We start from the raw sequence: 22,208 nt of genomic DNA on the forward strand, positions 1-22,208 counted from the left end.
ATTCGTTGTCCCAGGAAGGCACTCCCGTGGCTGCCACCGACGTCCGCCCGAAGATCACGCTGGCCTGCGTGGAGTGCAAGGAGCGGAACTACATCACCAAGAAGAACCGGCGCAACGACCCGGACCGTCTTGAGATGAAGAAGCACTGCCCGCGTTGCAACTCTCACACGGCGCACCGCGAGACCCGCTGACTTTGCCTCGACTCCAGGCCGCACCCCACCACGGGGAGCGGCCTGGAGTCATTTCTGCATGCCCGGCACGTCCCGCGTGCCCGGCGTGCCCCGCACCTCCCGCGTGCCCCGCACGCCCCGCATGAACCGGCCGGACGCCGGGCCGGCCGTACGACCAGAGGAGTTGCCCATGCCGCTCGACCCCTCGTTCATCGGGCGGACCTACCCGCCCACCGAACCGTACGAGGTGGGCCGCGAGAAGATCCGCGAGTTCGCCGCCGCGATCGGTGACGCCAACCCGGCGTACACCGACGCGGAGGCCGCCAAGTCGCTCGGCCACCCGGACGTGATCGCCCCGCCGACCTTCCCCTTCATGCTGACCTTCCGGGCCGCGGCGCAGGTGGTCAACGACCCCGAACTCGGCCTCGACTACAGCCGGGTCGTGCACGGCGACCAGAAGTTCGCCTACACCCGCCCGGTGCGGGCCGGCGACCGGCTCTCGGTCACCGTGACCATCGACGCGATCAAGTCGCTGGCGGGCAACGACGTGCTGACCGTCCGCGGCGAGGTGGACGACGCCAGCGGCGAGCACGTGGTGACGTCGACCATGACGCTGGTGGCGCGCGCCGCCGACGAAGCCGGGGAGGAGTGACCGTGGCGGTCCGCTTTGACGAGGTCCAGGTCGGCACCGAACTGCCGGCGCGGTCGTTCCCGGTCACCCGGGCGACGCTGGTGCAGTACGCCGGCGCCTCCGGGGACTTCAACCCGATCCACTGGAACGAGAAGTTCGCCCTGGAGGTCGGCCTCCCGGACGTGATCGCGCACGGCATGTTCACCATGGCCGAGGCCGCCCGGGTGGTCACCGACTGGGTCGGCGACCCGGCCGCCGTCGTCGAGTACGGCGTCCGGTTCACCAAGCCCGTGATCGTCCCCGATGACGGCGTCGGCGCCACCGTCGAGGTCACCGCGAAGGTGGCCGCGCTGCTGGAGGACAACCGGGTCCGGGTCGACCTGGTCGCGACCAGCGCGGGTCAGAAGGTGCTCGGCATGGCCCGCGCGGTCGTCCGGCTGGGCTGAGGCGCTCCCGGCAGGGCCTCCGGCGGGCCCTGCCGGTCGGTCCGCGCCCGCCCGCCCGCTTGCCAAAGTTATTGGCCAATCACTAATCTGTGGGGGTGGCCAGGAACAGCGTCCGGATGTCCGCCGAGGAGCGGCGCGAGAGCGTCGTCCGGGCGGCCATGGTGGAGTTCGCCCGGGGCGGGTACCGGGGGACGTCCACCGAGGCGATCGCCCGCCGGGTGGGCGTCTCGCAGCCGTACCTGTTCCGGCTCTTCCCCAACAAGCAGGCGATCTTCGAGGCCGCGGCCGAGCACTGCATCGAGCAGACCTGGGGGATCTTCGACCGGGCGTCGGAGGGCCTGACGGGGGAGGCGGCGTGCGACGCGATGGGCGAGGCGTACCTGAACCTGGTCGAGGACCGGGAGCAGGTCATGATGCAGATGCAGATCTACGTCTCGGTGTTCGCGGCGGAGTCGGCCGGTGAGGAGGGCGTCGGCGAGACGGCCCGCGCGGGCTGGCTCCGGCTGTTCGAGCGGATCCGGGAGCGGATCGGCGACCGGGCGCTGGCCACCGAGTTCATGGCGCACGGGATGCTGATCAACACCCTGGTGGCCCTCGGGTACCCGGGGGAGCACCCGATCTGGTCGGGGTTCGAGGAGATCGGCGAGCAGCAGGCCGGGAAACGGGCCGGGAAGCGGGACTGAGGCGCTCCGTCCGGACGGCGGCGCGCCCTTTTTTCGGCCCACAAAAGTTATTGATCAATCACAACCTTTGGGGGAACCGCACGTGAACAGGCAAGCCGTCTGGACCCTGGTGGTCGTCAGCGTGGCGAGTTTCATGGCCGGACTCGACAACCTGGTGGTCACCACCGCACTCCCCGCGATCCGCACCGACCTGGGCGGCGCCCTCGCCGACCTGGAGTGGACGGTCAGCGCGTACACCCTGACCTTCGCCGTCCTGCTGATGCTCGGCGCGGCCCTCGGCGACCGCTTCGGCCGCCGCCGGATGTTCTTCGCCGGGCTCGCCGTTTTCACCCTCGGCTCGGCCTCCGCCGCGCTCGCCCCGACCATGGGCGCGCTGATCGCGGCCCGCGCCGTCCAGGGCGCCGGCGCGGCGGTCATGGTGCCGCTCACCCTGACCCTGCTGACCGTCGCGGTGCCCGCCGCCAGACGCGGAACGGCCTTCGGCATCTGGTCCGGCGTCGCCGGGCTGGCCGTCGCCACCGGGCCGCTGATCGGCGGCAGCCTCACCGAGCACTTCTCCTGGCAGTGGATCTTCTGGGTGAACGTCCCGGTCGGCCTGGTGCTGCTGCCGCTGGCCCGCGCCGTGCTCGGCGAGAGCCGCAGCGCGGACCGCCGCCTCGACCTGCCCGGCACCGCGCTGGTCAGCGCCGGACTGTTCGGCCTCGTCCTCGGCCTGGTCCGCGGCAACCCCGACGGCTGGACCGACCCGCTGGTCCTCGCCGCGCTGGCCGCCGGCACCCTGCTGCTGGCCGCCTTCGTCGGGTACGAGATCCGCCGGGCCCCGCAGCCGATGCTCCCGATGCGGCTGTTCCGCAGCCGGGCGTTCAGCGCCGTCAACGCCGCCAGCCTGCTGATGTACCTCGGCATGTTCGGCTCGATCTTCCTGATCAGCCAGTACTTCCAGGGCGTCAACGGCTACACCGCCGAACAGGCCGGCGTCCGGATGCTCCCGTGGACGGCCATGCCGCTGCTGGTCGCCCCGGTCGCCGGACTCCTCACCGACCGGATCGGCGGCCGCCCCCTCGTCGTCACCGGACTCGTCCTCCAGGCCCTCGGCCTGCTCGGCATCGCCCTGCTCGCCCGGCACTCCGCCGGGTACGGGCAGCAGGTGCCGGTCCTGATGGTCTGCGGCGTCGGGATGTCCCTGTACTTCGCCCCCACCGCCAACCTGGTGATGGCCGGCGTCCGCCCCGCCGAACAGGGCATCGCCTCCGGCGCGAACAACGCCGTGCGCGAGGTCGGCGGCGCGCTCGGGGTGGCCGTGCTGTCCGCGGTGTTCTCCGCCCGGGGCGGCTACGGCAGCACCGCGGCCTTCACCGACGGGCTCACCGCCGCGCTGCTGGTCGGCGCCGCCGCGGTCGGGGCCGGCGCGGTCGCCGCGGCGCTCATCCCGCGGCGGCGGGACGGACGGACGGTGAGGACCGCCGCCGGGGAGCGGCCCGCGGCCGTCCCGGTCGGCCGGTCCTGAACCGGCGTCCCCGAGCCCCCGAACCCCGCAACGCACCGCACCGCACCGACGAGGAAGGAACCACCGTGATCGCCCTGACCCTCCCCTGGACGCCGGGGCCCGCCGCGCAGCACCCGCCGGAGCGGCCCGTGGTGATGGCCGCCGAACTCCGGGTCCGCGGCCTGCGGCACGTCCCCGGTTTCCTGCGGCAGTCCCTGAAGGTCCGCGACCAGGCCCGCCGGGCCCCCGGCGCGCTCGGCGTCGGCCTGCGCGCCGCGCCCCTGCGCCGCACCTTCTGGGTGCTCTCCAGCTGGAGCGACCCCGAGGCGCTTGCCACGTTCGTCCGCTCCGGGACCCACCGGCGGGCGATGGCCGCGCTGCGCCCCGCGATGGCCCGCTCCGCGTTCGCCACCTGGAAGGCGGAGACCGCGGCCGAGCCGGGGTGGACCGAGGCCGAGCGGCGGCTGGCGGCGGACGGCTGACCCCCGGACCCCGGCCGGCCCGGCCGGTCCGGGAGGGGCCGGGCGGGGGCGGGGCTTGGCTTACGCTGGGGCGGTGATCGAGGAGATGGATGCGCCGCTGGCCCCGTTGACGACGCTGCGGCTGGGCGGACCGGCGCGGCGGTTGGTGACGGCCCGGACGGACGCCGAGGTGGTGGCCGCCGTGCGCGCGGCCGACCGGGCCGGGGAGCCGCTGCTGGTGCTCGGCGGCGGCTCGAACCTGGTGATCGGGGACGCCGGCTTCCCCGGGACGGTGCTGCGGATCGCCACCGAGGGCTTCGCGCTGGACGGGACGCTGCTGGAGCTGGCCGCCGGCGAGGTCTGGTCGGACGCGGTGGCCCGCACCGTCGCCGCCGGACTGGCCGGGATCGAGTTCCTGGCCGGCATCCCGGGCTCGGCCGGGGCCACCCCAGTGCAGAACGTCGGGGCGTACGGGCAGGAGGTCGCCGAGACCGTCACCGAGGTGGACGCCTACGACCGCCTGCTCGGCGAGACCGTCACGCTGGCCAACGCCGACTGCGCCTTCTCGTACCGGCACAGCCGCTTCAAGGCGGACCCGGACCGGTACGTGGTGCTGCGGGTGCGCTTCCGGCTCGCGGACGAGGGCGGGCTGTCCTCGCCGGTGAAATACGCCGAGGTGGCCCGCTCGATGGGCGTCGAGCCGGGGCAGCGGGTGAAGCTGGGCGACGCCCACGCCGAGGTGCTGCGGCTGCGCAGGGGCAAGGGCATGGTGCTGGACGCCGCCGACCACGACACCTGGTCGGCGGGCTCGTTCTTCACCAACCCGATCCTGACGGACCGTCAGTTCGAGGCGTTCACCGCCCGGTTGGGCGACCTGCGGGCGCCGAGCTACCCGGCCGGGGAGGGCCGCGTCAAGACCTCCGCGGCCTGGCTGATCGACCACGCGGGCTTCCGCAAGGGCCACGGCGGCGGCCCGGCCACCCTCTCCACCAAGCACACCCTGGCCCTGACCAACCGGGGCTCGGCGACCACCGAGGACCTGCTCGCGCTGGCCCGCGAGGTGCGGGACGGCGTGCGCGCGGCGTTCGGCGTGGAGCTGGTGAACGAGCCGGTGATGGTCGGCGTCAGCCTCTGAGCCCGCGGGCGGGCGGGCCCCAGGCCCGGCCCGGCCGGTCCTGCCGGGCCTAGGCGGGCTCCGCCGCCAGCCAGGCGTCGACCTCGCCCAGCAGTTCCTTCACCACGTGTTCGGGGGCCTGCGAGGAGCGGATCGACTGGCGGGCGAGTTCGGCCAGCTCGGCGTCGCTGAAGGCGTGCGACTCGCGGGCCAGGGTGTACTGGTCGGCGAGCCGGGAGCCGAACAGCAGCGGGTCGTCCGCGCCGAGGGCGAGCGGCACGCCGGCCTCGAAGAGCGTCCGCAGCGGGACCTGCTCGGGGCTGTCGTAGACGCCCAGGGCGACGTTGGAGGCGGGGCAGACCTCGCAGGTGACCTGGCGGTCGGCGAGGCGCTGGAGCAGCCGCGGGTCCTCGGCGGCGCGCACGCCGTGGCCGATCCGGGTGGCGCCCAGGTCGTCCAGGCAGTCGCGGACGGACCCGGGCCCGGCGAGCTCGCCGCCGTGCGGGGCGGCGATCAGGCCGCCGCCCCGGGCGATGGCGAAGGCCCGGTCGAAGTCCCGGGCCAGGCCCCGGCGCTCGTCGTTGGACAGGCCGAAGCCGACGACCCCCCGGTCGGCGTACCGGACGGCGAGCCGGGCCAGCGTCCGGGCGTCCATCGGGGACTTCATCCGGTTGGCGGCGACCAGCACCCGGATGCCGACGCCGGTGGCCTCGGACGCCTCCCGGACGGCGTCCAGGACCAGCTCCAGGGTCGGGATCAGGCCGCCGAGCAGCGGCGCGTACGAGGTCGGGTCGACCTGGATCTCCAGCCAGCGGGAGCCGTCGGCGCGCTCGTCCTCGGCGGTCTCCCGGACCAGCCGGCGGATGTCGGACGCGTCGCGCAGGCAGGAGCGCGCGGTGTCGTAGAGCCGCTGGAACCGGAACCAGCCGCGCTCGTCGGTGGCCCGGAGTTTGGGCGGATGCTCGGAGCTGAGCGCCTCGGGCAGCCGGATGCCGTGCTTGTCGGCGAGTTCGAGCAGCGTCGCGGGGCGCATCGAACCGGTGAAGTGCAGGTGCAGATGGGCCTTCGGCAGGCTCCGGACATCACGCAGGCGATCCATTCACCGATCCTGCCGCAAAACCCCCCGGAACAGGAACCGCCCCCCGCACATCGCCCGAAGGGGTGAGGCGCGGGGGGCGGCCGTGACGGCGGGTCAGTCGCGGGCCTCGGCGAGCAGCTTCTGCAGCCGGCTGACGCCCTCGACCAGGTCGGCGTCGCCCAGCGCGTAGGACAGCCGCAGGTAGCCCGGGGTGCCGAAGGCCTCGCCGGGGACGACCGCGACCTCGGCCTCGTCCAGGATCAGCGCGGCCAGCTCGGCGGAGCTCTGCGGGCGCTTGCCGCGGATCTCCCTGCCCAGCAGGTCCTTGACCGACGGGTACACGTAGAACGCGCCCTCCGGCTCGGGGCAGAGCACGCCGTCGATCTCGTTCAGCATCGCCACGATGGTGCGGCGGCGGCGGTCGAACGCGGTCTTCATCTCGTCCACCGCGGCCAGGTCGCCGGAGACGGCGGCCAGCGCCGCGCGCTGCGCCACGTTGGAGACGTTCGAGGTGGCGTGCGACTGCAGGTTGGCGGCCGCGCTGACGACGTCCTTGGGGCCGATCAGCCAGCCCACCCGCCAGCCGGTCATCGCGTAGGTCTTGGCCACGCCGTTGACCACGACGCACTTGTCGGCCAGCTCGGGCAGCAGGGCCGGCAGCGAGGTGAAGGCCGCGTCGCCGTACACCAGGTGCTCGTAGATCTCGTCGGTGAGCACCCACAGGCTGTGCTCCAGCGCCCAGCGGCCGATCGCCTCGGCCTCGGCCTCGGTGTACACCGCGCCGGTCGGGTTGGACGGCGAGACGAACAGCACCACCTTGGTCCGCGCGGTGCGGGCGGCCTCCAGCTGCTCCACCGAGACCTTGTAGCCGGTGGTCTCGTCCGAGACGACCTCGACGGGGGTGCCGCCGGCCAGCTTCACGGCCTCCGGGTAGGTGGTCCAGTACGGGGCCGGGATGATCACCTCGTCGCCCGGGTCGAGGATCGCGGCGAAGGCGTTGTAGATCGCCTGCTTGCCGCCGTTGGTCACCAGCACCTGCGAGGCGTCCACCTGGTAGCCGGAGTCGCGCAGCGTCTTGGCGGCGATCGCGGCCTTCAGCTCCGGCAGGCCGCCGGCCGGGGTGTAGCGGTGGTTCGCCGGGTCCTGGCAGGCGGCGACCGCGGCGTCCACGATGTAGCCGGGGGTCGGGAAGTCGGGCTCGCCGGCGCCGAAGCCGATCACCGGGCGCCCGGCGGCCTTGAGGGCCTTGGCCTTGGCGTCGACGGCGAGGGTGGCGGACTCGGCGATGGCGCCGACCCGGGCGGAGACCCGGCGGTTCGCGGGGGGGACGTTCTCGGGGGTGGGTGCGCTCATGCCTGAATGCTCCCAGACCGCACGGGCGCCGGTCATCGCGGTTCCGGCGGGCGCTCCGGGGCGTTCCAGCACCCGCGCCGCCGACCCGGACGATCTCGGGCGGAAGGCGATCGAAGCCGGAGGATCTCGGGCGGACGGCGTCGAAAGTCGGCGAATGTGGATCTCGGTGAATGAGGTTCGACCAATCGGCGAAGAACCCGTACACTCACTGCTCGATGGCTTCCGAAGTGCGGTTCCTTCGGCCGGGTACACCACACGGCCGACGGGATGCGGTAGGTTGGGGGCCGCAGCGGAACCGCGAGGCTCCGTAGGGCACTAGCTCAATTGGTAGAGCACCGGTCTCCAAAACCGGCGGTTGGGGGTTCGAGTCCCTCGTGCCCTGCTGCTTGATCCGTGACAAGCCCGTTCGCTCCGCAGAGCGAGCGGGCTTGATGCGGAGAGGGCCCCACCCAAGCACAGCTTTCGCCGGATCGCCCGTGCACCAGGCACGGACCTCCGCAGGACCCGGATTCAGGTGAGGACGAGTGACGGAGACCACGGGCTCCACCGCAACGCCTGAGAGCGGCAACCCCGAGGGGACCGAAGGCACCGCGGACGAGACCACCGCCGAGGGCGGCAAGCTCTCCCGCCGCGAGCGGCGGCGGGAGAACAAGTCCGCCGACGGCGAGGGCGGCAAGAAGTCCGGCAAGCGGGCCAAGAAGGGCCTGTTCGCCCGGGCGGCCATCTTCTACCGCCAGATCATCGCCGAGCTCCGCAAGGTGGTCTGGCCCTCCCGCAGCCAGCTGATCCAGTACACCACCGTCGTGGTGACCTTCGTGATCGTGCTGATGCTGGTCGTCGCCGGCCTCGACTGGGTCTTCGCCAAGGGTGCCTTCTGGGTCTTCGGCTGACGCCCGATCCGGCCGGACTCCGCAGGGGCCCGCAGGCCCCGCACCGCATACCTCACCCCGACCCGGGCCGAACCCTTCGGCCCGGGTCGAGCTGTCGGCGCGAAGGACAGCGGGCGACTACCGTTGAGTCGGTACTGTTGAGGTATCCGTTCCACAACCAGGAAAGAAGCAGCGACCGTGTCTGAGTCCCCCCTGTACGACGCCGACGAGACCGTTCGCGAGGCGGACGTCGCCGCCGAGCTGGACGCGGCCGAGGCTGCCGACGCCGAGGCCGCCGAGGAAATCGTGGCCGAGGCGGACGCCGAGGAGGACGAGGTCGAGGCCGCCGACGAGCTGGAGGCGGGCGAGCCGGCCGAGGCCGCCGCCGTGCACGAGGTGGACGAGACCGAGGCCGCGGCCGAGGAGGAGCCCGCCGAGGCGGAGGCCGAGGAGGCCGCGGAGGAGCCCGCCGAGGAGGTCGAGAGCGACCCGGTCGCCGAGTTCCGCGAGCAGCTGCGCCGCGCCCCCGGCGAGTGGTACGTCATCCACACCTACGCCGGCTACGAGAACCGGGTGAAGCAGAACCTGGAGCAGCGCTCCGTCTCGCTGAACGTCGAGGACTACATCTTCGAGTCCCAGGTTCCGCAGGAGGAGGTCGTCCAGATCAAGAACGGCGACCGCAAGACCATCCGGCAGAACAAGCTCCCCGGCTACGTGCTGGTCCGGATGGACCTCACCCCGGAGTCCTGGGGCGTCGTGCGCAACACCCCCGGTGTCACCGGCTTCGTCGGCAACGCCTACGACCCGTACCCGCTGACCCTGGACGAGGTCGTCAAGATGCTCGCCCCCGACGTGGAGCGCGCCGCCGCCAAGGAGGCCGGCAAGGCCTCGCCGGTGCGCCCGGTCGAGGTGCAGGTGCTGGACTTCGAGGTCGGCGACTCGGTCACCGTCACCGACGGTCCGTTCGCCACCCTGCAGGCGACCATCAACGAGATCAACCCCGACTCGAAGAAGGTCAAGGGCCTGGTGGAGATCTTCGGCCGGGAGACCCCGGTCGAGCTCTCCTTCGACCAGATCCAGAAGAACTGACCCACAGGTCTCCGGTGCCGGGGCGGGGCGAGAGCCTCCGCCCCGGCACCGTTTTGGTCCAGCACCGCCTCAGCGGTTAGCCTGGTCCGATGTGTGTCCTGGCGGCCGGGTTTCGCCCCGGGGCCGGGCACATCAGCAATCACCTCTCGGAAGGACCCGGAGAGACATGCCTCCCAAGAAGAAGAAGGTCACGGGGCTTATCAAGCTCCAGATCAACGCCGGTGCGGCCAACCCGGCCCCGCCGGTCGGCCCCGCGCTGGGTCAGCACGGCGTCAACATCATGGAGTTCTGCAAGGCGTACAACGCGGCCACCGAGTCGCAGCGCGGCATGATCGTGCCGGTGGAGATCACGGTCTACGACGACCGCTCCTTCACCTTCGTCACGAAGACCCCGCCGGCCGCCCGCCTGATCCTCAAGGCCGCGGGCGTCGACAAGGGCTCCAAGGAGCCGCACAAGACCAAGGTCGCCAAGCTGACCTCGGCCCAGGTGCGCGAGATCGCCACCACCAAGCTGCCCGACCTGAACGCCAACGACCTGGACGCCGCGGAGAAGATCATCGCCGGCACCGCCCGGTCGATGGGCATCACCGTCGAGGGCTGACCAGCCCGTACGTCCTTCCGTGGTAGGGCCCAGCGCGGCCCGTCGGTACCACGACTCCATTAACCACAGGAGCAGCAGTGAAGCGCAGCAAGGCCCTCAAGGCCGCGGACGCCCAGGTCGACCGCGCCCGGATCTACGCCCCGCTCGAGGCCGTCCGCCTCGCCAAGGCGACCTCCACCTCGAAGTTCGACGGCACCGTCGAGGTCGCCATGCGTCTGGGCGTCGACCCGCGCAAGGCCGACCAGATGGTCCGCAGCACCGTCATCCTCCCGCACGGCACCGGTAAGACCGCCCGGGTCCTGGTCTTCGCGAACGGTGAGCGTGCCGAGGCCGCGCGTGCCGCGGGTGCCGACATCGTCGGCTCCGACGAGCTGATCGACGAGGTCGCCAAGGGTCGTCTGGACTTCGACGCCGTCGTCGCCACCCCGGACCTGATGGGCAAGGTCGGCCGCCTGGGCCGCGTGCTCGGTCCCCGTGGCCTGATGCCGAACCCGAAGACCGGCACCGTGACCCCGGACGTCGCCAAGGCCGTCAACGAGATCAAGGGCGGCAAGATCGAGTTCCGCGTCGACAAGCACTCGAACCTCCACCTGATCATCGGCAAGACCTCGTTCTCCGACGAGCAGCTGGTCGAGAACTACGCCGCCGCGCTCGACGAGGTCCTCCGGGCCAAGCCGTCCGCCGCCAAGGGCCGCTACCTGAAGAAGATCGCCTTCTCCAGCACGATCGGCCCCGGCATCCAGGTCGACCCGAACCGCACCCGCAACCTCCTCGTCGAGGAGGACCCGGCGGCGGTCTGACCCACGGTCAGCCCCCGCGCGGAGCACGCCTGACCGGGCCCGCACCCCCTCGGGGGTGCGGGCCCGGTGGTCTGTGCGGACGTGTGCGCGGCCGTCGGAGCGGTTCGGTAGAGTCCGGAGGTCATCACCAGGATGAGAATCCGATTAGAGGGGGACCTCCGTGCGCGCACTGCGTACCCTTGCCGTGGCCTGTCTGGCCCTCGGCGCCCTGACCGCCTGCAGCAGCTCCGGCTCGACCGGTGCGGCCGGCGCGGCCGGTTCGAGCAGCCCGGCCGGCTCGACCGCCCCGGCGGGCGGCACCGGCAGCACGGGCGCCTCCGCCCCGGCGGCGGACGGCGCCGGCCAGGGCGGGGCCAAGCTCGCGCCCAAGGAGGCCCTGCTCGCCTCGGCCGCGGTCATGGACAAGGCGGGCAGCGCCAAGCTGACCGTCAAGGGCGGCGAGACCGACGGCACCGCCGACTACGTCTGGACCTCCCCGTCCTCCTTCCTGCTCACCAGCAAGACCGAGGGCAAGGACGTCAACGTCCTGTTCACCAACGACCAGATGTACATCGGCGCCACCCCCGAGATGGCCGCCGTGGCGCAGGGCAAGAAGTGGATGGTCATCAGCACCAAGGACGCCGCCGGCGCCGACAGCGCCGAGGCCGGCTCCTTCGCCGCGATGATGCAGCTGATGAACCCGTCGGTGCAGCTGAGCGCCGCCGCGCCCACCGCCACCCTGGTCGGCACCGAGACCGTGGCCGGCCAGAGCGCCACGCACTACCGCAGCGAGCTCAAGGTGGACGACCAGGTCGCCAAGATGCAGCTCGACCCGGCGCTCAAGTCCCAGGTGCTCGCCGAGCTCAAGAAGAAGGGCGGCACCGCCACCGTCGACCTGTGGATCAACGCCAAGGGCGAGCTGGTCCAGCAGTCCAGCGTCGACCCGACGGCCGAGACCGGCGGCGCGACCAACGTGGTCACCTACGCCCAGCTGGGCTCGGTCAAGGCCACCCCGGCCCCGGCCGCCTCCGAGGTGTTCTCCCTCTCCGACCTGCTCCAGCAGTAGCGGCACCCGCGTCCGGGCACCGGGGGTGGCTCCGGGGCCCGGGCGGGGCGCATGGCATCGTGGGGGGACGGACGGGCACGAGGGCGGGAGGAGGACCTGATGGCGGCACCGGCGCGCGGGGCCGCGCTCCTGCTGGCGGCCGTCCTGCTGGCCGGCACGGCCGCGGCCTGCACCGGCGCGGGCCGGGCCGCGGAGCCGCCCGCCTCCTCGTCCAGCGCCGTCCCGTCCACCGGCCAGCCCAGCCCGACCGACCGCTCCCCGCACGGGGTGCTGCTCTCCGCCCAGCTGGTGCTGCACGACGCCCGGCGGGCCGGGTACACGGCGGTGCTCGGCGGCCAGGAGGCCCGGGGCGCGCTGTTCTGGGCCCCCAAGACGGTGCTGAAGTACCAGGCCGACGGCGAGGACCGGACGCTGATGGTGCTGGACACCTCCGCCTACCTGGGCGGCGACGCGGAGAGCGCGGCGCGGCTCGGCGGCCCGCACTGGCAGAAGTTCTCCAACGGCCGCATCCCGTACGGCGACCTGATCGACCGGCTCAGCCCGGTGGTCGCGGTGGCCGCCGCGGCCGCCGCGGACGACCCGCTGCTGGTCGGCGAGGAGAAGCTGCTCGACACCACCGTCCGGCACTACCGGGTCACCCTCGGCGCCGCCCGGTACGCCGCCGCGCAGACCCAGCTCGACCCGGCCCGGCGGCAGGCGCTGGAGACCGCCCTGGGCCCCGGCGACGTGGTGCTCGACCTCTGGCTCGACGACGGCGACCAGCTGGTCCGGCTGCGCCGGGCCGCCGCCGCGGTGGACACCGTCGACTACAGCGAGTTCGGCAGCTCCGCGCTCTCGGTCCAGGCCCCCGCCGAGGCCGACACCGCGCCCGGCACCGGCGCCAGCCCGCCGGCCTTCCCGTAGGGCGGTCCGGCTTCCCCGGGGGCGATTTGGTCAAACCCGTTCCGTCCGGTTAGGCTGGCCGAGCCAAAGACCGCTGGTTGTCGCCGCGCCCCGCGAGGGGAACGGCACCGAAGGATCCGCACTCGCTGCGGATCGCCCGCGCAGGTTGTGGAGCCTGGTGAGGACTTCCGGACTGATCCGGTCCGTCGAGGTCACTACGAGCCCCGTGCGCCTGCGCGCCGGGGCTTCTTCGTTTTCCCGGGGTCCGCGGCGATGGATGGTCGACTTCTCGAAGGTCGGCCCGACTTCGACATCACGGAAGGAGGCGTAAGCCCATGGCCAGGCCCGACAAGGCTGCCGACGTCGCCGAGATCACGGACAAGTTCCGTGCCTCCAGCGCCGCCGTTCTGACCGAGTACCGCGGTCTCACGGTGAAGCAGCTGAAGACGCTGCGTCGCTCGCTCGGCGGCAACGCCGATTACGCCGTGGTGAAGAACACGCTGACCAAGATCGCGGCCAACGAGGCCGGGATCTCCGAGCTCGACGACCTGTTCGCCGGTCCGACGGCTGTCGCCTTCGTCACCGGTGACCCGGTGGAGTCGGCGAAGGCTCTGCGTGACTTCGCCAAGGAGAACCCTGCTCTCATCATCAAGGGCGGTGTCCTTGACGGTAAGGCGCTGTCCGCCGATGAGATCAAGAAGCTCGCGGACCTCGAGTCCCGCGAGGTGCTGCTCGCCAAGCTGGCGGGCGCCCTGAAGGCCAAGCCCTCCCAGGCTGCCGCGGTCTTCCAGGCGCTCCCGTCCAAGCTCGTTCGCACCGTGGAAGCGCTGCGCGAGAAGGTCGAGCAGGGCGGTGCCGGTACTCCGGCTCCCGCCGAGGACGCGGAGTAACCACTCCCGTCCCAGCGGGCCCGTAAGCACGCCCGCCAACCCGTACATCCGGCACCTGCCGATTTAGTGGAAGGACGCCAATCATGGCGAAGCTCAGCACCGAGGACCTGCTCGAGCAGTTCGAGGGCATGACCCTGATCGAGCTCTCCGAGTTCGTGAAGGCCTTCGAGGAGAAGTTCGACGTCACCGCCGCCGCCCCGGTCGCCGTTGCCGCCGCCGGTGGCGCTGCCCCGGCCGCCGAGGCTGCCGAGGAGCAGGACGAGTTCGACGTCATCCTCGACGGTGCCGGCGACAAGAAGATCCAGGTCATCAAGGAGGTGCGCGCCCTCACCTCCCTCGGCCTGAAGGAGGCCAAGGACCTCGTCGACACCGCCGGTGCGAAGGTCCTGGAGAAGGTCGCCAAGGACGTCGCGGAGAAGGCCAAGGCCCAGCTCGAGGGCGCCGGCGCCAAGGTCACCGTCAAGTGACTTCCTCCTCTCTCTGAGAGGTGCTCCACAGGCCGGGTCGGCCACCCTCCGGGGTGGCCGACCCGGCCTGCTCGCGTTCCGGGCCGGGCCGGCCGGGGTTGCTCCCGATGGCCCAAGCCGGACTCGGCCGCTGTCGGGGCCCGGGGGTAGGGTGATCGCTGTCACCGGCCCTCCCGCTGCGGGCGGCGTGTAACGCGCGGCGAGGTCCGGACGATGGGCAGTACGAGGTCCACACCCTGGTGCGGGCCTTGACGAACAGCACGAGGCGCGCGATTCTCAAGGCGCGTGCCCAAGCGGAACCGCCTCCGATGCATATTCGGCGGCGGCACTGGGAAGGTTCCCGGTGACGCAGACGTGGGTGCGACGGCCCGGCCGGTGAGGGATCACTGCCCGGGTTGTCGGTTGTACGGGAGGAGCGTCCGATTCGGTCTCCGAATCAGGGCTTGCTAGCAGTGTCGCCTTTGGCTACACTGTCCCTTTGCGCTGCCTGTTAGCTGCTCCGTGACTCGTCGCCCGGAGTGGTCCCTGTCCTGACCTGGGGTTTTCCGCCTCGGCAAGGCCCGGCCGGTATGCGCGTAGTGAGCTCCGAGCCCTCGGAAGGACCCCCCTCTTGGCCGCGCCGCGCAACGCCTCGAACAATTCCGCATCCACCGCCCCGCTCCGCGTCTCGTTCGCGAAGATCAAGGAGCCCCTCGAGGTCCCGAACCTCCTGGCCCTGCAGACCGAGAGCTTTGACTGGCTGCTCGGGAACGCGGCCTGGAAGTCCCGGGTCGAGGCTGCCCTGGAGAGTGGTCAGGACGTCCCCACCAAGTCCGGTCTGGAGGAGATCTTCGAAGAGATCTCCCCGATCGAGGACTTCAGCGGGTCGATGTCCCTGACCTTCCGGGACCACCGTTTCGAGCCGCCGAAGAACTCCATCGACGAGTGCAAGGACCGCGACTTCACCTTCGCGGCCCCGCTCTTCGTCACCGCGGAGTTCACCAACAACGAGACCGGTGAGATCAAGTCCCAGACCGTGTTCATGGGCGACTTCCCGCTCATGACCAACAAGGGCACGTTCATCATCAACGGCACCGAGCGTGTCGTCGTGTCCCAGCTGGTGCGTTCCCCCGGCGTCTACTTCGACTCCACCCTGGACAAGGTCTCCGACAAGGACATCTTCTCCGCCAAGATCATCCCCTCCCGCGGTGCCTGGCTGGAGATGGAGATCGACAAGCGCGACATGGTCGGTGTCCGCATCGACCGCAAGCGCAAGCAGTCGGTCACCGTCCTCCTCAAGGCCCTCGGCTGGACCACCGAGATGATCCTGGAGGAGTTCGGCGAGTACGAGTCGATGCGCGCCACCCTGGAGAAGGACCACACCCAGGGCCAGGACGACGCGCTGCTCGACATCTACCGCAAGCTGCGCCCGGGCGAGCCGCCGACCCGCGAGGCCGCGCAGACGCTGCTGGAGAACCTGTACTTCAACCCGAAGCGCTACGACCTGGCCAAGGTCGGCCGCTACAAGGTGAACCGGAAGCTGGGCAACGCCGAGTCGCTCGACTCCGGCGTGCTCACCGAGCCGGACATCATCAACACCATCAAGTACCTGGTGAAGCTGCACGCCGGCGAGACCGAGTGGCGCGATGACGAGGGCCGCGACATCGTCATCGAGGTCGACGACATCGACCACTTCGGCAACCGCCGCCTGCGCAACGTCGGCGAGCTGATCCAGAACCAGGTCCGCACCGGTCTCGCCCGCATGGAGCGGGTGGTCCGCGAGCGGATGACCACCCAGGACGTCGAGGCGATCACGCCGCAGACCCTGATCAACATCCGGCCGGTCGTCGCCTCCATCAAGGAGTTCTTCGGCACCAGCCAGCTGTCGCAGTTCATGGACCAGACGAACCCGCTGTCGGGCCTGACCCACAAGCGCCGGCTGTCCGCGCTCGGCCCCGGTGGCCTGTCCCGCGAGCGGGCCGGCTTCGAGGTCCGTGACGTGCACCCCTCGCACTACGGCCGCATGTGTCCGATCGAGACCCCCGAAGGCCCGAACATCGGTCTGATCGGCTCGCTCGCCTCCTACGGCCGGGTCAACGCGTTCGGCTTCATCGAGACCCCGTACCGCAAGGTCGTCGACGGCGTGGTCACCGAGTCGGTGGACTACCTGACCGCCGACGAGGAGGACCGCTACGTCATCGCGCAGGCCAACGCCCCGCTCACCGCGGAGCTGACCTTCGCCGAGCCCCGCGTCCTGGTCCGCCGCCGCGGCGGCGAGATCGACTACATCCCCGGCACCGAGATCGACTACATGGACGTCTCGCCGCGCCAGATGGTGTCGGTCGCGACCGCCATGATCCCCTTCCTCGAGCACGACGACGCCAACCGCGCGCTGATGGGCTCGAACATGATGCGCCAGGCCGTCCCGCTGCTGCGCAGCGAGGCGCCGCTGGTCGGCACCGGCATGGAGTACCGCTGCGCCGTCGACGCCGCGGACGTCATCACCGCCGACAAGGCCGGCGTGGTGCAGGAGGTCTCGGCCGACTACGTCACCGTCGCCAACGACGACGGCACGTACAACACCTACCGGGCCGCCAAGTTCACCCGCTCCAACCAGGGCACCGCCTTCAACCAGAAGGTCCTGGTGGACGAGGGCGCCCGGGTCGAGGCCGGCCAGGTGCTGGCCGACGGCCCGTGCACCGACGAGGGCGAGATGGCCCTCGGCAAGAACCTCCTGGTGGCGTTCATGTCCTGGGAGGGCCACAACTACGAGGACGCGATCATCCTGTCGCAGCGCCTCGTCCAGGACGACGTCCTCTCCTCGATCCACATCGAGGAGCACGAGGTCGACGCCCGCGACACCAAGCTGGGCCCCGAGGAGATCACCCGGGACATCCCGAACGTCTCCGAGGAGGTCCTCGCCGACCTCGACGAGCGCGGCATCATCCGGATCGGCGCCGACGTCGTCACCGGTGACATCCTGGTCGGCAAGGTCACCCCGAAGGGCGAGACCGAGCTGACCCCGGAGGAGCGCCTGCTCCGCGCGATCTTCGGCGAGAAGGCCCGCGAGGTCCGCGACACCTCGCTGAAGGTGCCGCACGGCGAGTCCGGCAAGGTCATCGGCGTCCGCGTCTTCGACCGCGAGGAGGGGGACGAGCTCCCCCCCGGCGTGAACCAGCTGGTCCGCGTCTACGTCGCCCAGAAGCGCAAGATCACCAACGGTGACAAGCTGGCCGGCCGCCACGGCAACAAGGGCGTCATCTCCAAGATCCTGCCGGTCGAGGACATGCCGTTCCTGGAGGACGGCACCCCGGTCGACATCATCCTGAACCCGCTGGGCGTCCCGTCCCGGATGAACCCGGGACAGGTCCTGGAGATCCACCTCGGCTGGCTCGCCATGCAGGGCTGGGACGTCTCCGGCCTCGCCGACGAGTGGGCCCAGCGCCTCCAGGCGATCGGCGCCGACACGGTCGAGGGCGGCACCAACCTCGCCACCCCCGTCTTCGACGGCGCCCGCGAGGACGAGATCACCGGCCTGCTGGACAACACCACCCTCACCCGTGACGGTGAGCGCCTGGTGAACTCCACCGGCAAGGCCCGGCTGTTCGACGGCCGCTCCGGCGAGCCGTTCCCGATGCCGGTCTCGGTCGGCTACATGTACATCCTCAAGCTGCACCACCTGGTCGACGACAAGCTGCACGCCCGTTCGACCGGTCCGTACTCGATGATCACCCAGCAGCCGCTCGGTGGTAAGGCGCAGTTCGGTGGTCAGCGCTTCGGTGAGATGGAGGTGTGGGCCCTCGAGGCGTACGGCGCGGCCTACGCGCTGCAGGAGCTGCTCACCATCAAGTCCGACGACGTCCTGGGCCGCGTGAAGGTCTACGAGGCGATCGTCAAGGGCGAGAACATCCCCGAGCCCGGCATTCCCGAGTCCTTCAAGGTCCTCATCAAGGAAATGCAGTCGCTCTGCCTCAACGTGGAGGTGCTGTCCTCGGACGGCCAGTCCATCGAGATGCGCGACAGCGACGAGGACGTGTTCCGCGCCGCCGAGGAGCTCGGCATTGACCTGTCCCGGCGCGAGCCGAGCAGCGTCGAAGAGGTCTGACGGAGGTCGGGCCGACCCCTAGTCCGGGTCGGCCCGCCCCCAGGCCCCCCTCAGACCAACAGACAGACTCTCGAATCACGAAAGAGGGCTTGACGACCAGTGCTTGACGTCAACTTCTTCGACGAGCTCCGCATCGGACTGGCCACCGCCGACGACATCCGCCAGTGGTCGCACGGCGAGGTGAAGAAGCCGGAGACCATCAACTACCGCACGCTGAAGCCGGAAAAGGACGGCCTCTTCTGCGAGAAGATCTTCGGTCCCACCCGGGACTGGGAGTGCTACTGCGGCAAGTACAAGCGCGTCCGCTTCAAGGGCATCATCTGTGAGCGCTGCGGCGTCGAGGTGACCCGCGCCAAGGTGCGCCGCGAGCGGATGGGCCACATCGAGCTGGCCGCCCCGGTCACCCACATCTGGTACTTCAAGGGCGTCCCGTCGCGCCTGGGCTACCTGCTCGACCTGGCGCCGAAGGACCTCGAGAAGGTCATCTACTTCGCCGCCTACATGATCACCTGGGTGGACGACGAGCGCCGCCAGCGCGACCTCCCGTCCCTGGAGGCGCACGTCTCGGTCGAGCGCCAGCAGATCGAGAACCGGCGCGACAGCGACCTGGAGGCCCGGGCCAAGAAGGCCGAGTCCGACCTGGCCGAGCTGGAGGCCGAGGGCGCCAAGGCCGACGTGCGCCGCAAGGTGCGCGAGGGCGCCGAGCGCGAGATGAAGCAGCTGCGCGACCGCACGCAGCGCGAGATCGACCGCCTCGACGAGGTCTGGACCCGGTTCAAGAACCTCAAGGTCCAGGACCTGGAGGGCGACGAGCTGCTCTACCGCGAGCTGCGCGACCGCTTCGGCACCTACTTCTCCGGCTCGATGGGCGCCGCGGCCCTCAAGGACCGCCTGGAGTCCTTCGACCTGGGCGAGGAGGCCGAGCGCCTCCGCGAGATCATCCGCACCGGCAAGGGCCAGAAGAAGACCCGCGCGCTCAAGCGCCTCAAGGTCGTCTCCGCCTTCCTGCAGACCAGCAACAAGCCCAAGGGCATGGTGCTCGACTGCGTCCCGGTGATCCCGCCGGACCTGCGCCCGATGGTCCAGCTCGACGGTGGCCGCTTCGCCACCTCCGACCTGAACGACCTGTACCGCCGCGTCATCAACCGCAACAACCGCCTGAAGCGGCTCCTCGACCTCGGCGCGCCCGAGATCATCGTGAACAACGAGAAGCGCATGCTCCAGGAGGCCGTCGACGCGCTCTTCGACAACGGCCGCCGCGGCCGCCCGGTCACGGGCCCCGGCAACCGTCCGCTGAAGTCGCTGTCCGACATGCTCAAGGGCAAGCAGGGCCGCTTCCGGCAGAACCTGCTCGGCAAGCGCGTCGACTACTCGGCCCGTTCGGTCATCGTCGTCGGCCCGCAGCTCAAGCTGCACCAGTGCGGCCTGCCCAAGGCCATGGCGCTGGAGCTCTTCAAGCCGTTCGTGATGAAGCGCCTGGTCGACCTGAACCACGCGCAGAACATCAAGTCGGCCAAGCGCATGGTCGAGCGCGCCCGCCCCGTGGTGTGGGACGTCCTCGAAGAGGTCATCGCCGAGCACCCGGTGCTGCTGAACCGCGCGCCCACCCTGCACCGCCTCGGCATCCAGGCCTTCGAGCCGCAGCTGGTCGAGGGCAAGGCCATCCAGATCCACCCGCTCGTCTGCACCGCGTTCAACGCGGACTTCGACGGCGACCAGATGGCCGTGCACCTGCCGCTGTCCGCGGAGGCGCAGGCCGAGGCCCGCATCCTGATGCTGTCCTCGAACAACATCCTGAAGCCGGCCGACGGCCGCCCCGTCACCATGCCGACCCAGGACATGGTGCTGGGCCTGTTCTTCCTCACCTCGGACCGCGAGGAGGTCAAGGGCAAGGGCCGTTCCTTCTCCTCGACCGCCGAGGCGATCATGGCCTTCGACGCCCGCGAGCTGGACGTCCAGGCCCCGATCGACCTGCGCCTGGCCGGCGGCACCGTGCCGCCGCGCGGCTGGACCCCGCCGGTGGACGAGGACGGGCAGCCCGCCTGGACCGAGGGCGAGCCGTTCCGGATCACCACCACCCTGGGCCGCGCGCTCTTCAACGAGCTGCTGCCCGAGGACTACCCGTTCGTCGACTACGAGGTCGGCAAGAAGCAGCTCTCGGCGATCGTCAACGACCTCGCCGAGCGCTACCCGAAGGTCGTCGTCGCCGCGGCGCTCGACAACCTGAAGGCGGCCGGCTTCCACTGGTCGACCCGTTCCGGTGTCACCGTCTCGATCTCGGACGTCATCGTCCCGCCGAGCAAGCCCGCCATCCTGGAGGGCTACGAGGCGCAGGCGGAGAAGGTCCAGAAGCAGTACGAGCGCGGTCTGATCACCGACAACGAGCGCAAGTCCGAGCTGGTCGGCATCTGGACCCGCGCGACCAACGAGGTCGCCGACGCGATGGCCGCGAACTTCCCGAAGACGAACCCCATCTTCATGATGGTCGACTCGGGCGCGCGCGGAAACATGATGCAGATGCGTCAGATCGCCGGTATGCGCGGTCTGGTGTCGAACGCGAAGAACGAGACCATCGCGCGTCCGATCAAGGCCTCGTTCCGTGAGGGCCTGTCCGTGCTGGAGTACTTCATCTCCACCCACGGTGCCCGTAAGGGTCTGGCCGACACCGCGCTGCGCACCGCCGACTCGGGCTACCTGACCCGTCGTCTGGTGGACGTCTCGCAGGACGTGATCATCCGCGAGGAGGACTGCGGCACCGAGCGCGGCCTCAAGCTGTCGATCGGCTCGGTCGGCGCGGACGGCGTGCTGCGCAAGGCCGACGACGTCGAGACCAGCGTCTACGCCCGCATGCTCGCCGAGGACATCACCGTCGACGGCAAGCTGATCGCCACCGCCAACACCGACCTCGGCGACGTCCTGATGGACGAGCTGATCCGGCACGGCGTGAGCTCGGTCAAGGTCCGCTCGATCCTGACCTGCGAGTCCGCGGTCGGCACCTGTGCCTTCTGCTACGGCCGCTCGCTGGCCACCGGCAAGCTGGTCGACATCGGTGAGGCGGTCGGCATCATCGCCGCCCAGTCCATCGGTGAGCCCGGCACCCAGCTGACCATGCGCACCTTCCACACCGGTGGTGTGGCCGGTGACGACATCACCCAGGGTCTGCCGCGTGTCGTCGAGCTCTTCGAGGCCCGCACCCCCAAGGGTGTGGCCCCGATCTCGGAGGCGCAGGGCCGCGTCCGGATCGAGGACACCGAGAAGACCCGCAAGGTCGTCGTCACCCCCGACGACGGCTCGGACGAGATCGCCTACCCGGTCTCCAAGCGCGTCAAGCTGCTGGTCAGCGAGGGCGAGGCGGTCGAGGTCGGCCAGAAGCTGACCGTCGGCGCCACCAACCCGCACGACGTGCTGCGCATCATGGGCCAGCGGGCCGTCCAGATCCACCTGGTCGCCGAGGTCCAGAAGGTCTACAACTCGCAGGGTGTGTCGATCCACGACAAGCACATCGAGATCATCATCCGGCAGATGCTCCGCCGCGTGACGATCATCGAGTCGGGCGACGCGGAGCTGCTGCCGGGCGAGCTGGTCGAGCGCGGCCGCTTCGAGCAGGAGAACCGCCGGGTGGTCTCCGAGGGCGGCCACCCCGCCTCCGGCCGCCCGCAGCTGATGGGCATCACCAAGGCCTCGCTGGCCACCGAGTCCTGGCTGTCGGCCGCCTCCTTCCAGGAGACGACCCGGGTGCTCACCGACGCGGCGATCCACGCCAAGTCGGACCCGCTGCTGGGCCTCAAGGAGAACGTCATCCTCGGCAAGCTCATCCCGGCCGGTACGGGTCTGCCCCGCTACCGCAACATCCGGGTCGAGCCGACCGAGGAGGCCAAGGCCGCGATGTACTCGGCCGTCGGCTACGACGACTACGACCTGTCGCCGTTCGGCGCGGGCTCCGGTCAGGCCGTCCCGCTGGACGACTACGACTACGGCCCGTACACCGGCTGATCCTCCGGTCCCGATCGCAGGGCGGTCACCCCACTCGGGGTGGCCGCCCTGCGGCGTTCCCCCCTA

The 22,208-nt window shown here is 70.8% G+C and carries 19 protein-coding genes and 1 tRNA gene; 18 read left to right on the plus strand and 2 right to left on the minus strand.

Annotation, left to right across the window (positions count from 1 at the left end):
* The first annotated feature begins 26 nt into the window (after positions 1 to 26).
* From rpmG to K353_RS19595, 7 genes are all read left to right on the plus strand, one after another.
* A complete protein-coding gene (rpmG, locus tag K353_RS19565; protein ID WP_006604855.1) occupies positions 27 to 191 on the plus strand; it encodes a 50S ribosomal protein L33 in 165 nt (54 codons plus the stop codon).
* A gap of 169 nt (positions 192 to 360) precedes the next feature.
* Positions 361 to 822, plus strand: a complete 462-nt coding sequence (locus tag K353_RS19570) for a MaoC family dehydratase N-terminal domain-containing protein (RefSeq protein WP_111554888.1) — start codon at positions 361 to 363, stop codon at positions 820 to 822.
* On the plus strand, positions 819 to 1,247 hold the full coding sequence (locus tag K353_RS19575) for a MaoC family dehydratase (RefSeq protein WP_111554889.1): 429 nt from the start codon (positions 819 to 821) through the stop codon (positions 1,245 to 1,247). The genes K353_RS19570 and K353_RS19575 overlap by 4 nt, the downstream gene beginning before the upstream one ends.
* A 116-nt stretch (positions 1,248 to 1,363) precedes the next feature.
* Positions 1,364 to 1,930 carry a TetR/AcrR family transcriptional regulator gene (locus tag K353_RS19580; RefSeq protein WP_111554890.1) on the plus strand — a complete coding sequence of 189 codons (567 nt, stop codon included), beginning with the start codon at positions 1,364 to 1,366 and terminating at the stop codon, positions 1,928 to 1,930.
* A gap of 82 nt (positions 1,931 to 2,012) precedes the next feature.
* Entirely contained in the window at positions 2,013 to 3,437 is a 1,425-nt protein-coding gene (locus K353_RS19585; protein ID WP_111554891.1) for a DHA2 family efflux MFS transporter permease subunit, read from the plus strand.
* A 65-nt stretch (positions 3,438 to 3,502) separates the two neighbouring features.
* Positions 3,503 to 3,898, plus strand: coding sequence for a DUF3291 domain-containing protein (locus K353_RS19590; protein ID WP_233533690.1), 396 nt, complete (start codon positions 3,503 to 3,505; stop codon positions 3,896 to 3,898).
* 76 nt (positions 3,899 to 3,974) lie between these two features.
* Positions 3,975 to 5,012 (plus strand): UDP-N-acetylmuramate dehydrogenase, encoded by a 1,038-nt coding sequence (locus K353_RS19595; RefSeq protein ID WP_111554991.1) that lies wholly within the window; start codon positions 3,975 to 3,977, stop codon positions 5,010 to 5,012.
* 49 nt (positions 5,013 to 5,061) lie between these two features.
* On the opposite strand, the gene K353_RS19605 is transcribed toward K353_RS19595, so the two are convergent.
* Together K353_RS19605 and K353_RS19610 are read right to left on the minus strand one after the other, a co-directional pair.
* Positions 5,062 to 6,090 carry an adenosine deaminase gene (locus K353_RS19605; protein WP_111554892.1) on the minus strand — a complete coding sequence of 343 codons (1,029 nt, stop codon included), beginning with the start codon at positions 6,088 to 6,090 and terminating at the stop codon, positions 5,062 to 5,064.
* 93 nt (positions 6,091 to 6,183) lie between these two features.
* Positions 6,184 to 7,422, minus strand: coding sequence for a pyridoxal phosphate-dependent aminotransferase (locus tag K353_RS19610; protein ID WP_111554893.1), 1,239 nt, complete (start codon positions 7,420 to 7,422; stop codon positions 6,184 to 6,186).
* A 309-nt stretch (positions 7,423 to 7,731) separates the two neighbouring features.
* On the opposite strand from K353_RS19610, the gene K353_RS19615 reads away from it, so the two are divergent.
* The 11 genes from K353_RS19615 to K353_RS19665 all read left to right on the plus strand — a co-directional run bounded on the left by K353_RS19615 (position 7,732) and on the right by K353_RS19665 (position 22,142).
* A tRNA-Trp gene (locus K353_RS19615) sits at positions 7,732 to 7,804 on the plus strand.
* 142 nt (positions 7,805 to 7,946) lie between these two features.
* On the plus strand, positions 7,947 to 8,312 hold the full coding sequence (secE, locus tag K353_RS37230; protein WP_111554894.1) for a preprotein translocase subunit SecE: 366 nt from the start codon (positions 7,947 to 7,949) through the stop codon (positions 8,310 to 8,312).
* Positions 8,313 to 8,489: 177 nt separating this feature from the next.
* The gene (gene nusG, locus K353_RS19625) at positions 8,490 to 9,380 is read left to right on the plus strand and encodes a transcription termination/antitermination protein NusG (protein ID WP_111554895.1); all 891 of its coding nucleotides are present in this window, start codon (positions 8,490 to 8,492) and stop codon (positions 9,378 to 9,380) included.
* A gap of 166 nt (positions 9,381 to 9,546) precedes the next feature.
* On the plus strand, positions 9,547 to 9,981 hold the full coding sequence (gene rplK, locus K353_RS19630) for a 50S ribosomal protein L11 (protein WP_100837798.1): 435 nt from the start codon (positions 9,547 to 9,549) through the stop codon (positions 9,979 to 9,981).
* A gap of 77 nt (positions 9,982 to 10,058) precedes the next feature.
* Positions 10,059 to 10,781 carry a 50S ribosomal protein L1 gene (gene rplA / locus K353_RS19635; RefSeq protein ID WP_100837799.1) on the plus strand — a complete coding sequence of 241 codons (723 nt, stop codon included), beginning with the start codon at positions 10,059 to 10,061 and terminating at the stop codon, positions 10,779 to 10,781.
* A 184-nt stretch (positions 10,782 to 10,965) separates the two neighbouring features.
* Positions 10,966 to 11,826, plus strand: a complete 861-nt coding sequence (locus K353_RS19640; RefSeq protein WP_111554896.1) for a hypothetical protein — start codon at positions 10,966 to 10,968, stop codon at positions 11,824 to 11,826.
* Between the two features lie 99 nt (positions 11,827 to 11,925).
* Positions 11,926 to 12,729 (plus strand): hypothetical protein, encoded by an 804-nt coding sequence (locus K353_RS19645; RefSeq protein ID WP_111554897.1) that lies wholly within the window; start codon positions 11,926 to 11,928, stop codon positions 12,727 to 12,729.
* A gap of 314 nt (positions 12,730 to 13,043) precedes the next feature.
* Positions 13,044 to 13,598 (plus strand): 50S ribosomal protein L10, encoded by a 555-nt coding sequence (gene rplJ / locus K353_RS19650; protein WP_014136320.1) that lies wholly within the window; start codon positions 13,044 to 13,046, stop codon positions 13,596 to 13,598.
* 83 nt (positions 13,599 to 13,681) lie between these two features.
* Complete coding sequence (rplL, locus tag K353_RS19655; RefSeq protein WP_111554898.1) at positions 13,682 to 14,065, plus strand: 50S ribosomal protein L7/L12; 384 nt, start codon at positions 13,682 to 13,684, stop codon at positions 14,063 to 14,065.
* Between the two features lie 610 nt (positions 14,066 to 14,675).
* Positions 14,676 to 18,149, plus strand: coding sequence for a DNA-directed RNA polymerase subunit beta (rpoB, locus tag K353_RS19660; RefSeq protein ID WP_100837803.1), 3,474 nt, complete (start codon positions 14,676 to 14,678; stop codon positions 18,147 to 18,149).
* Between the two features lie 99 nt (positions 18,150 to 18,248).
* Positions 18,249 to 22,142: a DNA-directed RNA polymerase subunit beta' gene (locus K353_RS19665; protein ID WP_111554899.1), complete on the plus strand. Its 3,894-nt coding sequence runs from the start codon at positions 18,249 to 18,251 to the stop codon at positions 22,140 to 22,142.
* Positions 22,143 to 22,208: the final 66 nt, after the last annotated feature.

It is taken from the genome of Kitasatospora sp. SolWspMP-SS2h, assembly GCF_003259315.1.
GTDB lineage: Bacteria > Actinomycetota > Actinomycetes > Streptomycetales > Streptomycetaceae > Kitasatospora > Kitasatospora fiedleri.